Raw genomic sequence first — 12,445 nt, 5'->3', positions numbered from 1 at the left:
CGGGCGTACGGCCACCGCTGTGCGCCCGGCCACCGAACACGGGGGGCCTGCAAGGCCTTGAGCAGGGAGGGACCGTTCACATGGCCACGAGCCGACGCCGCCGGAGCCGTATCGCCATAGCCGCCGCAGCAGTCGCGGCAGTCGGGCTGACGGCCGGGCTGACCACCGGCTGTGACGCCGTCAGCAAGGCGATGGACTGCGTCCAGACCGCCGACGCCATAGCCGACAGCGTCACGGAACTCCAGCAGGCCGTGGAGAACGCCGCGAACGACCCGACGCAGCTTGAGGAGTCCCTGACCTCCATCGACAAGAACCTCGACAAGATCGGCGACAAGACGGACAACGCCGACGTCAACAAGGCGGTGGACGACCTCCAGACGGCCGTCACCAACGTCCGTGACTCCATCAAGAACGGCGACAAGACCCCGGACATCAGCCCGGTCACCAACGCCGCCGGCGAACTGACCAAGGTCTGCACGCCGTAACACCCGGGACTGCGCTGAAGGGCCGGCGGGCCGGCCGGGATACTGGACCCCATGACCCGCCTCATCCTCGCCACCCGTAACGCCGGAAAGATCACCGAGCTCAGGGCGATCCTCGCCGACGCAGGACTGCACCACGACCTCGTCGGCGCGGACGCCTACCCGGACGTCCCCGACGTCAAGGAGACCGGCGTCACCTTCGCCGAGAACGCGCTGCTGAAGGCCCACGCCCTGGCCCGGGCGACCGGACTGCCCGCCGTCGCCGACGACTCGGGGCTGTGCGTCGACGTCCTGGGCGGCGCCCCCGGCATCTTCTCCGCCCGCTGGGCCGGCCGGCACGGTGACGACAGGGCCAACCTGGAACTGCTGCTGGCCCAGCTGGGCGACATCGACGACGCCCACCGCGGCGCCCACTTCGCCTGCGCCGCCGCCCTCGCCCTGCCGGACGGCACGGAGCGCGTGGTCGAGGGGCAGCTGCGGGGCGTCCTGCGGCACGCCCCCGTCGGTACGAACGGCTTCGGGTACGACCCCGTCCTCCAGCCGGAGGGGGAGAGAAGGACGTGCGCCGAGCTGAGCGCCGAGGAGAAGAACGCGATCAGCCACCGGGGCAAGGCGTTCCGGGCGCTGGTGCCCGTCGTGCGCGAGCTGCTCGCGCGATAGGTGGTGCGGCCGGAGGGACTCGAACCCTCACGGGTGTTACCCCACTGGGACCTAAACCCAGCGTGACTGCCAATTCCACCACGGCCGCATGACCTTGCCCGGCCATGCTACTGGCCGGGCCGGGTGCTCAGATGCCCAGGTCCTTGATGATCTTCGCCACGTGGCCGGTCGCCCGCACGTTGTACAGCGCCCGCTCGACCTTGCCCTCCTCGTCCACGACCACCGTGGAGCGGATGACGCCCATGTAGGTCTTGCCGTAGTTCTTCTTCTCGCCGTAGGCGCCGTAGGCCTCGGTGACGGACTTCTCCGGGTCGGCGAGCAGCGTGACCTTCAGGGACTCCTGCTCGCGGAACTTGGCGAGCTTCTCCGGCTTGTCGGGGGAGACGCCGATCACGTCGTATCCGGCGCCGGTCAGCAGCTCCAGGTTGTCCGTGAAGTCACAGGCCTGCTTGGTGCAGCCGGGTGTCAGGGCGGCCGGGTAGAAGTAGACGATGACCTTGCGGCCCTTGTGGTCCGAGAGGGACACCTCGTTGCCGTCGGCGTCGGGCAGGGTGAAGGCGGGGGCCACGTCCCCCGGCTGGAGTCGCTCGCTCATCGGACCAGCGTAACCGGGGAGCCTGACAGTGCGGTCCGGCGTGGAGCTGACAGACTGTCCGGAAACAGCATCAGCTTCACTTCGGAGGCCGTACGGTGGCGGACACGTCGGACACCAGAACACCGGCGCAGATCGAGGCGGACATCAAAGCCCGCCGCGCAAGTCTGGCCGAGACGCTCGACGAGATCGGGGTGCGTGTGCACCCGAAGACGATCGTCGGCGACGCCAAGGCCAAGATCGTGTCGAACATCGACCACACGCTCGGCAGGGCCTACGTCGGGGTCAACCGGGCCGTGAGCGATGTCAAGGCCCAGTTCACCAACGAGGAGGGCGCGCCCCGCCTGGAGCGGATCGTGCCCGTCGCGCTCGTCGCCGTCGGCCTGGTGGGCCTGCTGGCGCTCGGCACCCGGCGCCGCAAGGGCTGAGTGACGGCGGACCCGGCGGCGTACGGGCGCGGTAAAGGCAGGTAGGTTCAAGGCGTGAGCGCCAACAGAAACGAGCACAGCACCCATCACGACAAGCTGCCCATCCGGATGCTGCACGACCGTGTACTCGTGCGGCAGGACACCGGCGAGGGCGAGCGGCGTTCCGGTGGCGGCATCCTCATCCCCGCCACCGCGGCCGTCGGCCGTCGGCTGGCCTGGGCCGAGGTCGTCGCGGTGGGGCAGAACGTCCGGACCGTGGAGCCCGGCGACCGGGTCCTGTACGACCCGGAGGACCGTGCCGAGGTCGAGGTGCGCGGGGTCGCTTACGTGCTCATGCGTGAGCGTGATCTGCATGCCGTGGCCGCCGACCGGTTCGAGGGGTCCGAGGACTCGACGGGGCTCTACCTGTGATTCTGTAGTTCGAGGGGCTGGTGACCATGGTCACCAGCCCCTTTTTCTGCTTCTTTGCTAGCTTTGAAGGAGCCCGACGAGACGCGCCGTACCGGGATGCAGGAAAAGACGACGCACCCCCGCTTTACGTCGTCACGTCTCGGAGGTGCCTGTCATGGCCTGGGTCCTGCTCGTCGTCGCCGGTCTGCTTGAGGTCGGCTGGTCGATCGGCATGAAGTACACCGACGGTTTCACCCGGCTCGTCCCCAGCCTGTTCACCGGCGCGGGCATCGTCGCCAGCATGCTGCTGCTGTCGTACGCCGCGAAGTCCCTGCCCATCGGTACCGCCTACGGCGTGTGGGTGGGCATCGGCGCGGCCGGTGCGGCGATCGTCGGCATGGCGGTGCTGGGTGAGCCGGTCACCGCCGCGCGGATCTTCTTCGTGTCCCTGCTGCTGGTCGCCGTGGTGGGTCTGAAGGCGACCAGCGGTCACTGAGCCGGCCCGGCGGTGATACCGAGCCGGCCCGGCGGTGACTGGGCCGGCCCGGCGGTCACTGTCTGCGGGTCGAACTCACCAGCCCGTTCGTGGTCCCCGTCGTCGTGCCGCCCCCGGTGTCGGTCCCGCCGTCGTCGCCGCCCGTGCCGCCTCCGGTGTCGGTCCCGCCGTCGTCGCCGCCCGTGGCGCCTCCGTCGGTCGTGCCTCCGTCGGTGGTGCCGCCGTCGCTGGTGTCGCCGGTCGTGCCGCCGTCGGTGGTCGTGCCCCCGTCCGTGGTGCCGCCGGTCGTCGTGTCGCCCGTGGTGCCGCCGTCCGTCTGGCCCGGCGTCTCGCTGCCGGTCTGGCCCTCGGTGTCCGTGCCGGGGGTGGGCTTCCCGGTGGCGCCGTCGTCGTCCTCGTCGCCCTCGTCCTCGTCACCCTGGGTCGGGTCGGTCGTCGGGTATTGGGGTACGTCCGCGCCCTCCTGGAGCTCCAGGTCGAATTCGCTGACCGGCTTGCCCTTCAGGGCCGCCTTGGTGAACTGGGCCCAGATCCCGGCGGGCGGGCCGCTGCCGTTCATACGGTTGAGGCCCAGCGCGCCGTACAGGGGCTTCTGCGCGGCCGTGTCCGGGTCCTGGCCCATCACGGAGACGACGGTGGCGAGGTCGGGGGTGTACCCGGCGAACCAGGCGGCCTTGTCCTCCTCCGCGGTGCCGGTCTTGGCCGCCGCCGGGCGCCCTGTGGCCTGTGCGGGGGAGCCGGTGCCGTTCTCCACGACGCTCTGCAGGACCGACGTGGTGGTGTCGGCGGCCTCCCGGCTGATGACCTGGGAGGTCTTGCGCTCCGGCAGCTCGATGACGTCGGCGCCGTCCTTGGTGACCTTCTCGATCATGGTGTACGTGCCGTGCCTGCCGTGGTTGGCGAGCGTTGCGTAGGCCTCCGCCATGTCCAGGACGCTGGCGGTGGCGGTGCCGAGCGCGATGGAGGGAACCCCCTGGAGTTCCGGGGTGTCGGTGGGCAGGCCCAGCTCGATCGCGGTGTCCTTCACCTTCTCGGCGTCCACGTCCACGGCCATCTGCGCGTACACCGAGTTGACGGACTTGTCGGTGGCCGTACGGACGGTGATGTCGCCGTAGGAGTACTGGTCCTCGTTCTCCGGGGCGTAGCTCCCGCCGGACCAGCCCTGCACGGGGCGCTTGTTGGTGCCGTCGTAGATCGTGTTCGGGGTGATCTGGCGGCCGTCCTGGGTGGTCGAGCCGTTCTCCACGGCCGAGGTCAGCACGAACGGCTTGAAGATGGAGCCGACCTGGTAGTCCCGGCGGGTGGCGTTCGGGGTGTACTGCTTCACGTAGTCGATGCCGTTGTACATCGCCACGACCTTGCCGGTCTTCGGGTCGACGGAGGCGCCGCCCGCGCGGACGTAGTTGTCGACCTTGTTGTTCTTCTTGTCCAGCTTGGACATCAGCTGGTCGTTGACGGCGTCGACGAAGGCGTCCTGCTTCTTCTTCTGCAGGGTGGTGGTGATGCGGTAGCCGCCGGCCTCCAGATCCGCCTCGGTGGCGATCTTGTTCTTGATCAGGTAGTCCTTCACGATCCGCACGATGTAACCGCGCTGCCCCGAGAGGTTGGTGGAGACCGTGGCCTCCTTGGGCATCGGGAACTTGATGCCCGCCCGCTCGGACTCGGGCAGCCAGCCCTTGGTCACCATGCCGTCCAGGACGTAGTTCCAGCGGGCCAGCGCCGCGCTCTTGTTCTCCGGGTGGGCGATGACGTCGTACTCGCTGGGCGCGTTGACCAGTGCGGCCAGGTAGGCGGCGCGGGCCGGGTCCAGGTCCTTGGCGTCCATGCCGTAGTAGGCCTGGGCCGCGGCCTGGATGCCGTAGGCGTTACGGCCGAAGAAGCTGGTGTTCAGGTAGCCCTCAAGGATGTCGTCCTTGCTCGTCTCACGGTCCAGCTTGATCGAGATGAAGAACTCCTTCACCTTGCGGGTCAGGGTCTGCTCCTGACGCAGGTAGTAGTTCTTCACGTACTGCTGGGTGATCGTGGAGCCGGACTGCTTGCCCTTGCCGGTCGCCGTGTTCCACGCGGCGCGCAGCATCGCCTTGGGGTCGATGGCGGACTCGGTGTAGAAGTCCCGGTCCTCGGCGGCCAGGATCGCGTGCTGGCCGTCCTTGGAGATCTGCGCGAGGGTGACGTTCTCCCGGTTGACCTTGCCGTCGCGGGCGATCACGGAGCCGTCGGCGTACATGTAGACGTTGGCCTGCTTGGTCGCGAGCGCGTTGGCCGGCGGGATCTTGACCAGCGAGTAGCCGAGGAAGAACAGCCCGAAGAGCAGCAGCGCGCCGATGACGAAGGTGCCGAGCACCGTCCGCCAGGTCGGGATGATCCGTCGCCAGCCCGTCCGTCTCGGCCGCCCGGGACCGCGGGTCGGCTGCTGTGCCGGCTGCTGCTCGTCACTCATGTCGTGCACGGACTCCTGTTTCGCGTCGTACGTTCCCGTACGCCTCGTACGCCTAGTTGCGCCCCCAATCGAAGACTCTCGCACCGGTCGTTCCGTTCCCGGAAACCGGCGCGCGTCCGTGAAAGTGAGCAGACTCTCTCGCCGGACGCCGCCCGAAATCCGCTGGCAGCTCTTCTCGTCCGCGCACTAGGCTCCTGCGCTTCGGTGCCGTGCGCGGGCGAGGAGGGCTGTGGATGTGGGATCGGGGCGGTTGTACTTAGCCGTCGCAGTGGGCGGGTTCAGACGATACGCGACATATCGGGCGGCCACGGCGGCCGGGGTGTTCACCAACACCGTCTTCGGCGTGATCCTCGTCTACACGTACCTGGCGCTCTGGGACGAGAAGCCGCACCTCGGGGGGTACGACCAGGCGCAGGCGGTCACCTATGTGTGGCTCGGACAGTGTCTGTACGCGACGCTGGCCATCCAGGGCGGCGGTGCGGAAAAGGACCTGATGGAGCGTATCCGCACCGGGGAGATCGCCGTAGACCTTTATCGGCCGTCCGACCTCCAACTCTGGTGGCTGGCGGGCGACATGGGGCGCTCGCTGTTCCAGCTGCTGGGCCGGGGAGTGGTCCCCTTCGTGTTCGGTGCGCTCTTCTTCCCGATGGCGCTGCCCACGGAGGTCACCCCCTGGGCGGCCTGTCTGGTCGCGCTCGTGCTGGCGATGATCGTCAGCTTCGCGATCCGCTATCTGGCGGCGCTGAGCGTGTTCTGGCTGATGGACGGCATGGGCGTCGCACAGGCCATGATGATCACGGGCGTGTTCTTCTCCGGCATAGTGCTGCCGCTGAACGCCTTCCCGGGACAGTTCGGCGACATCGTGCAACTGCTGCCGTGGGCGGCGCAGATCCAGATGCCCGCCGATGTGCTGATGGGCGAGACCGACCCGCTGAACGCGTTCGCCTTCCAGGCGGCGTGGGCGGTGGTGCTGCTGGCGGCGGGGCGGCTGCTGCAGTCGGCGGCGACGCGGCGGGTGGTGGTGCAGGGTGGGTGAGCGCGGTGCCGTCGCCGAGGGGCTGCGGGCCTACCGGCTGATCGCCGGGATGTGGGTGCGCTCCAGCATGACCTACCGCACCTCCTTCGCCATCACGCTGATCGGCAACCTGACGATGACCGGCATGGACTTCGTCGGGATCCTGCTGATGTTCTCGCAGGTCGACACGTTGGGCGGCTGGTCGCTGCCCGAGGTCGCCTTCCTGTACGGGCTGTCCGTGACGGCGTTCGGGATCGCCGACCTGGCGCTCGGCTCGATGGACGTCCTGGGCGCCCGGATGCGCGACGGCTCCTTCGACACACTGCTCGTACGGCCCGCGCCGGTGCTCGTCCAGGTCGGCGCCGACCGGTTCGCGCTGCGCCGCCTCGGCCGGATCGTCCAGGGCGGGCTGGTGCTGGGCTGGGCGCTGATGTCGGTCGACGTCGACTGGACCGCCGCGAAGGTACTGCTGCTGCCGGTGATGGTGATCAGCGGCGCGGCGATCTTCTCGGCGGTGTTCGTGGCGGGCGCCGCCTTCCAGATCTACGCGCAGGACGCCGCCGAGGTACAGAACGCGTTCACCTACGGCGGGACCACGCTGCTGCAGTACCCGCCGACCGTGTTCGGCAAGGACCTGGTGCGCGGCGTGACCTTCGTCCTGCCGCTCGCCTTCGTCAACTGGGTGCCCGCCGCCCATGTGTTGGGGCGCCCGTACCCGATCGCCCTGCCGCAGTGGACGGTCTGCGCGCCCCCGCTGGTGGCGGCGGCGTGCTGCGCGCTGGCCGGTCTGGCGTGGCGGACGGGGCTGCGGTCGTATCGGAGCACGGGGAGTTAGGGGCGGGCGATGGAGGACGGCGAGAACACGGCGGACAGGGAGGACAGGGAGCGCATGGGAGAGACGTTCATCGAACTGGACGGTGTCGAGAAGGTCTTCGAGGTGCGCCGCAAGACCGGCTTCCTCAAGCGGGAGCGGCGGCAGGTGCGGGCCGTCGACTCGATCTCCTTCACCGTGGCGCGCGGCGAGATGGTCGGCTACATCGGGCCGAACGGCGCCGGAAAATCAACCACGATCAAGATGCTGACCGGGATCCTCACCCCGAGCGGCGGCCGGCTGCGCGTCGCCGGCATCGACCCCTCCCGCGAGCGCAAGCGCCTCGCGCACCGTATCGGGGTGGTGTTCGGGCAGCGTACGACGCTGTGGTGGGACCTGCCGCTGATCGACTCGTACAAGCTGATGCATCGCATGTACCGCATCCCGGACGGCCGTTACCGCGAGAATCTCGATCGGCTGGTCGAACTCCTCGACCTGGAGGCGCTGTTGGACGTCCCCGTGCGCCAGCTCTCCCTCGGCCAGCGGATGCGCGGCGACATCGCGGCGGCACTGCTGCACGACCCCGACGTGCTGTACCTGGACGAGCCCACGATCGGGCTCGACGTCATCTCCAAGGCGAAGGTCCGCGAGTTCCTGCGCGAGGTGAACACCGAGCGCGGCACGACGGTGCTGCTGACCACGCACGATCTGCAGGACATCGAGCAACTGTGCTCGCGGGTGATGGTCATCGACCACGGGCGGCTCATGTACGACGGCCCGCTCGCCGGGCTGCACGAGGTGGGGGAGAGCGAACGGATCCTCGTCGTCGACCTGGAGCGCGAGCTGCCGCCGATCGAGGCGGCACCCGCGCGCGTGGTCAAGGTGGAAGGGCCCCGGCAGTGGCTGGCGTTCCCGGCGGCCGAGTCGGCTGCGGTGCTGGTGGCGCGGATCGCGGCGGAGTATCCGCTGGTGGACCTGTCGGTACGGGAGCCGGACATCGAGGCCGTGATCGCCAAGATGTACGTGGAGCAGGCGGGGCGGGCGGAGCGGGCGGAGGAGGCCGGGCAGGCGGGGCGAGCGATCTCGTAGCCCCGGGGCGGGGTTGCTCGTAGGCTGCTGTGCATGACCGACGATGCCCCGGAGCTTCGTGCCTCCGACGCAGATCGTGAACGAGTCGCCGAGGTCCTGCGGGACGCCCTCGCGGAGGGGCGTCTCGACATGGAGGAGTTCGAGGAACGCCTGGACGCCACGTACAAGGCCCGTACGTACGGTGAGCTGGCGCCGATCACCCGGGACCTGCCCGTCGGTGAGGTGGCCGTGCCCCAGGTCGACATGGTCAAGAAGTCCGGGGCCGTCGAGGGGAGTTGGGGCGGGCGGATCGTCGGCGGCGAGGGCTCCTCGACCTGGGGTGTCGCCGTGATGTCCGGGTTCCAGCGCAAGGGGCGGTGGACGGCGCCGAAGCGGTTCAACTGCTTCGCCTTCTGGGGCGGCGGGGAGATCGACCTGCGGGACGCGAACTTCGCGGACCGGGAGATCGAGATCAACTGTGTCGCGATCATGGGCGGGGTCGAGGTGATCGTGCCGCCCGGGGTCGAGGTGGTGGTGCGCGGGATCGGGATCATGGGGGGCTTCGACCACCGGGAGGAGGGCGTGCCCGGGGATCCCGGGGGACCTCGGGTGATCGTGACCGGCTTCGCCTTCTGGGGCGGCGTCGGGGTCGAGCGGAAGCTGACGCGGGCGCAGAAGCAGGAGCTCCGGGAGGAGCGGCGGCGGGAGAAGCTGGAGCGGCGGGAGCTGCGGTCTTCGGCCCGGGAGGAGCAGTACGAGGCGCATCTGGGGATGCTGGACGAGCATCAGGAGATGCGGCGCCATGTGCATGATGAGCGGGGGGATCGGTGGGAGAAGGGGCGGAGGCGGGAGCGGGAGCGGGGCGAGGACTGAGGGGGACGTGGGCTGGGTGGGGCGGGGGCTGAGTGCCGGGTGGCGGCTTGCCGGGTGCCGTCCCGCTGTCCCGCTACAGCTTCGCCGGAGCCGCGCCCCTCAGGTCCTCCAGGGCGAAGGTTTCCCCCATCTGCTCGTAGCCCTTGTCGCTCGGGTGCAGATGGTCGCCCGAGTCGTAGTCGGGGCGGAACTTTCGCGGGTTGTACGGGTCCCGGACCGCCTTGTCGAAGTCGACCACCGCGTCGAAGACCCGGCCCGCGCGGATTCCGGCGTTGATCTGCTGGCGGACGTTCTCGCGGGCGTCGGTGTAGCCGCGGTGGCCCTGGAAGGGCATCAGGGTCGCGCCGATGACCTTGAGGCCGCGGGCGTGGGCCTGGCGGACCAGGGTGCGCAGGCCGTCGAGGATGCGGTCGGGGTCGGCGAGGTTCGGGTTGCGCAGGATGTCGTTGACGCCGAGGTCGATGACGACGACCTTGACGTTCGTACGGGACAGGGCGTCGCGGTGGAAGCGGCCGATGCCGGCCTGGTTGTCCGCGGGGCGCCCGGAGCCGCTGGCGAGGATCTGGTTGCCGCTGATGCCCTGGTTGACGACGCTGTAGCGCGGCAGGTCCGCACCGGCCGCGATCGCCGTGCGCAGCCTGCGCGACAGGACGTCCGTCCAGCGGCGGTTGGCGTTCTCGGTGGACGTGATGCCGTCGGTCAGCGAGTCGCCGAAGACCACGACGGTGCCGTTGGACTCGTTGCTCAGCACGTCCAGCGCGGTCAGGTACCGCCAGGACCCGACCCGGCCCGTGTACGCCACGCCGGTCGCGTCCTCGGTGACATCGCCGTCGGCGACGTAGCTGGTCTGGCGTGCGTGCGGGTGGAAGGTCACCGGGCCGGACGGGGTGGGGGAGTACGTGGTGACCAGGATGTCGGCGTCCGCCTGGATCGCCATGCGTACGGCGTCGCTGAGCACCTGCTGGCCGGGCGGGATGACGACCGTGGTGTTGCCGCCGAAGGTCAGTCGCCGCATGGTGTCCGCGACGGCCGCCGCGGTCTGCGTCCCGGCGGCCACGGCGATGGACGCGTGCGTGATGGTCAGCGCCGACTGGCCGTACAGGTTGGACAGCGTGATCCGGGCGCTCGTACCGCCCACGCTCGTGTGCACGACATTGCGGACGGAGCGGCCCGCCAGGCCCTGGACCTCGGTGCCGCGCTCGGCGCCGACCGGGGAGGCGGACCAGGCGCCGACCCAGATGCCCGTGGAGGCGGGGGCGGCGGGGCCGCGGCCGGTGCCCTGCTTGGTGGGGGCGCTCCTGCTGGTGGCGCTGCCTTCGTCGGAGGCGACTCCGATGTATATGGCGGCGGAAAGCGTGACGATCAGGGCGATCATCGCGGAAAGCAGGGCATAACCGTTACGCCTGGTCATGCGGTGCGTGTCTCCTCGGGCGGATGGGAGCCCGAGGCTCCGATGTGATCACCTCATGATGCGTCACAAGGCGGAAGGGAGTTGCACGGACCCCCCATTGGGCCGCCGGAGTTCATCCGGAGTTCGCCATCGACCTCCCCCCACCGAACAGACGCCGGGAACTCTTGATTCGTTCCAGGAGTCGGTCAGGTAGGGACAATGGGTGCGGGGGATCCTGGACGGGTGGAGCGGATGGAACGTACGAATCCGGATGAAACGGGAGCGCGTGTCGTAGAGCAGCATGCCCGGCCGGATGACGCCGATAACCGGGGCGTCCCCGCATCGGCCGTACGCGCGATGACGGTGTTCAGCGCGGCCGACGAGGAGAAGCGGCGCGGGGTGCGGCGGATGAAGCTCACCGCCGCCGGGCTGCTGTTGTTCGTGGCGGTGGTCTACGTCCTCGCGAAGTGGGCGTCCAACGAGGGCGCCGGTGCGTGGGCCGGTTATGTCGCCGCGGCCGCCGAGGCCGGCATGGTCGGTGCGCTGGCCGACTGGTTCGCCGTCACGGCTCTGTTCCGGCATCCGCTGGGGATTCCCATCCCGCACACCGCGATCATTCCCAACAAGAAGGATCAGCTGGGGGTGTCACTCGGAGAGTTCGTCGGGGAGAACTTCCTCTCCGAGGACGTGGTGCGGCAGAGACTTCGGGCCGTCGGGATCGGGAGTCGGCTGGGGGCCTGGCTGGCGGAGCCCGCGCATGCCGACCGGGTGACGGCCGAGCTGGCCACCGCGCTGCGGGGTGCGCTGACCGTGCTGCGTGACTCCGATGTCCAGGCCGTGGTCGGGGAGGCGATCACCCGGCGGGCCGATGCGCGGGAGATCGCGCCCGGGGTGGGCAAAATGCTGGAGGGGATCGTCGCCGACGGGGGGCATGTGCGGGCCGTCGATCTGATCGTGGCCAAGGCGCACGACTGGCTGGTGCTGCACGGGGACGATGTGATGGGGGCCGTGCAGGGGGGTGCGCCCGGGTGGACGCCGAAGTTCGTCGACAAGAAGGTCGGTGAGCGGGTCTACCGGGAGCTGGTCCGCTTCTGCGTCGAGATGCGTGACATGCCGTCCCATCCGGCTCGTGGGGCCCTCGACCGGTTCCTCATCGACTTCGCCTCCGATCTGCAGTCCGACACCGAGACGCGGGCGCGGGTGGAGCGGCTGAAGGGGGAGGTGCTGGCTCGGGGTGAGGTGCAGGACCTGATCGCGTCCGCCTGGACCGCCGTGCGCGCCATGATCGTGTCGGCGGCGGAGGACGAGCGCAGTGAGCTGCGGTTGCGGGTGCGGGCGTCGTTGCTGTCGCTGGGGGCGCGGATGGCTGCGGAGCCCTTGATGCAGGGCAAGGTGGATCGGTGGGTCGAGGATGCGGCTGTGCATGTCGTGACTACGTATCGCAAGGAGATCACCTTGCTCATCACCGACACCGTGGCCGGGTGGGACGCCGAGCACACCACGCGGAAGATCGAGGCGCACATCGGGCGTGATCTGCAGTTCATTCGGATCAACGGCACTGTGGTGGGGTCGTTGGCCGGGTTGCTGATCTATACGGTTTCGCGGGGGCTGGGGGCGTAGGCCTCCGGCGGTTGGGCCGGGGATGCCTGCGGCGGCCTGCTGGTGTTCGGTGGGGGCGTGCGTAGCGCCTTGGGCTGCGTTGTGGGTCGGGGCCGCGCCGGGGGGTGTCCGTCCTCGGATCGGCGGTCGCCTTAGGCCAAGAGGTACCGCGTGTTGACGCCGACCACTGCGGGCGGACAC

At 69.5% G+C, this 12,445-nt stretch carries 13 protein-coding genes, 1 tRNA gene and 1 riboswitch; of the genes, 10 read left to right on the top strand and 4 right to left on the bottom strand.

The window, feature by feature from the left end:
• Nucleotides 1-80 precede the first annotated feature (80 nt).
• Nucleotides 81-485, top strand: a complete 405-nt coding sequence (locus ACFWYS_RS43850; protein ID WP_384782145.1) for a hypothetical protein — start codon at nucleotides 81-83, stop codon at nucleotides 483-485.
• Nucleotides 486-536: 51 nt separating this feature from the next.
• Entirely contained in the window at nucleotides 537-1,142 is a 606-nt protein-coding gene (gene rdgB, locus ACFWYS_RS43845) for an RdgB/HAM1 family non-canonical purine NTP pyrophosphatase (protein WP_384782143.1), read from the top strand.
• Between the two features lies 1 nt (nucleotide 1,143).
• Here the strand turns inward: rdgB and ACFWYS_RS43840 are convergent.
• Together ACFWYS_RS43840 and bcp are read right to left on the bottom strand one after the other, a co-directional pair.
• Nucleotides 1,144-1,230: transfer RNA gene (locus ACFWYS_RS43840), tRNA-Leu, on the bottom strand.
• A gap of 39 nt (nucleotides 1,231-1,269) precedes the next feature.
• Nucleotides 1,270-1,737 (bottom strand): thioredoxin-dependent thiol peroxidase, encoded by a 468-nt coding sequence (bcp, locus tag ACFWYS_RS43835; protein WP_384782141.1) that lies wholly within the window; start codon nucleotides 1,735-1,737, stop codon nucleotides 1,270-1,272.
• Nucleotides 1,738-1,832: 95 nt separating this feature from the next.
• On the opposite strand from bcp, the gene ACFWYS_RS43830 reads away from it, so the two are divergent.
• The 3 genes from ACFWYS_RS43830 (at nucleotide 1,833) to ACFWYS_RS43820 (ending at nucleotide 3,048) form a co-directional block, all read left to right on the top strand.
• Nucleotides 1,833-2,162 (top strand): DUF3618 domain-containing protein, encoded by a 330-nt coding sequence (locus ACFWYS_RS43830; protein WP_384782140.1) that lies wholly within the window; start codon nucleotides 1,833-1,835, stop codon nucleotides 2,160-2,162.
• A 54-nt stretch (nucleotides 2,163-2,216) separates the two neighbouring features.
• Nucleotides 2,217-2,573, top strand: a complete 357-nt coding sequence (locus ACFWYS_RS43825) for a GroES family chaperonin (RefSeq protein WP_384782138.1) — start codon at nucleotides 2,217-2,219, stop codon at nucleotides 2,571-2,573.
• A 47-nt stretch (nucleotides 2,574-2,620) separates the two neighbouring features.
• Nucleotides 2,621-2,691: riboswitch (guanidine-III (ykkC-III) riboswitch) on the top strand.
• Between the two features lie 36 nt (nucleotides 2,692-2,727).
• Complete coding sequence (locus tag ACFWYS_RS43820) at nucleotides 2,728-3,048, top strand: DMT family transporter (RefSeq protein ID WP_384782136.1); 321 nt, start codon at nucleotides 2,728-2,730, stop codon at nucleotides 3,046-3,048.
• A 55-nt stretch (nucleotides 3,049-3,103) separates the two neighbouring features.
• On the opposite strand, the gene ACFWYS_RS43815 is transcribed toward ACFWYS_RS43820, so the two are convergent.
• Nucleotides 3,104-5,488 (bottom strand): transglycosylase domain-containing protein, encoded by a 2,385-nt coding sequence (locus ACFWYS_RS43815; RefSeq protein WP_384782135.1) that lies wholly within the window; start codon nucleotides 5,486-5,488, stop codon nucleotides 3,104-3,106.
• Nucleotides 5,489-5,723: 235 nt separating this feature from the next.
• Here ACFWYS_RS43815 and ACFWYS_RS43810 point away from each other — a divergent pair, with 235 nt between their 5' ends.
• The 4 genes from ACFWYS_RS43810 to ACFWYS_RS43795 are packed head-to-tail and all read left to right on the top strand — an operon-like array spanning nucleotide 5,724 to nucleotide 9,255.
• A complete protein-coding gene (locus ACFWYS_RS43810; RefSeq protein WP_384782187.1) occupies nucleotides 5,724-6,524 on the top strand; it encodes an ABC transporter permease in 801 nt (266 codons plus the stop codon).
• A 49-nt stretch (nucleotides 6,525-6,573) separates the two neighbouring features.
• Nucleotides 6,574-7,338: an ABC transporter permease gene (locus ACFWYS_RS43805; RefSeq protein WP_384782185.1), complete on the top strand. Its 765-nt coding sequence runs from the start codon at nucleotides 6,574-6,576 to the stop codon at nucleotides 7,336-7,338.
• Between the two features lie 9 nt (nucleotides 7,339-7,347).
• The gene (locus ACFWYS_RS43800) at nucleotides 7,348-8,403 is read left to right on the top strand and encodes an ATP-binding cassette domain-containing protein (protein WP_384782133.1); all 1,056 of its coding nucleotides are present in this window, start codon (nucleotides 7,348-7,350) and stop codon (nucleotides 8,401-8,403) included.
• Nucleotides 8,404-8,436: 33 nt separating this feature from the next.
• Nucleotides 8,437-9,255: a DUF1707 domain-containing protein gene (locus tag ACFWYS_RS43795; protein WP_384782131.1), complete on the top strand. Its 819-nt coding sequence runs from the start codon at nucleotides 8,437-8,439 to the stop codon at nucleotides 9,253-9,255.
• A 73-nt stretch (nucleotides 9,256-9,328) separates the two neighbouring features.
• Here the strand turns inward: ACFWYS_RS43795 and ACFWYS_RS43790 are convergent, their stop codons facing one another.
• Nucleotides 9,329-10,666, bottom strand: a complete 1,338-nt coding sequence (locus ACFWYS_RS43790; protein ID WP_384782129.1) for an SGNH/GDSL hydrolase family protein — start codon at nucleotides 10,664-10,666, stop codon at nucleotides 9,329-9,331.
• A 198-nt stretch (nucleotides 10,667-10,864) separates the two neighbouring features.
• On the opposite strand from ACFWYS_RS43790, the gene ACFWYS_RS43785 reads away from it, so the two are divergent.
• The gene (locus tag ACFWYS_RS43785) at nucleotides 10,865-12,265 is read left to right on the top strand and encodes a DUF445 domain-containing protein (protein WP_384782127.1); all 1,401 of its coding nucleotides are present in this window, start codon (nucleotides 10,865-10,867) and stop codon (nucleotides 12,263-12,265) included.
• Nucleotides 12,266-12,445: the final 180 nt, after the last annotated feature.

The organism is Streptomyces sp. NPDC059010 (assembly GCF_042740355.1).
In the GTDB taxonomy this organism is placed as follows: domain Bacteria; phylum Actinomycetota; class Actinomycetes; order Streptomycetales; family Streptomycetaceae; genus Streptomyces.
The sequence above is the reverse complement of the archived record's forward strand: the minus strand, read 5'-3'. Positions and strand labels throughout refer to the sequence as shown.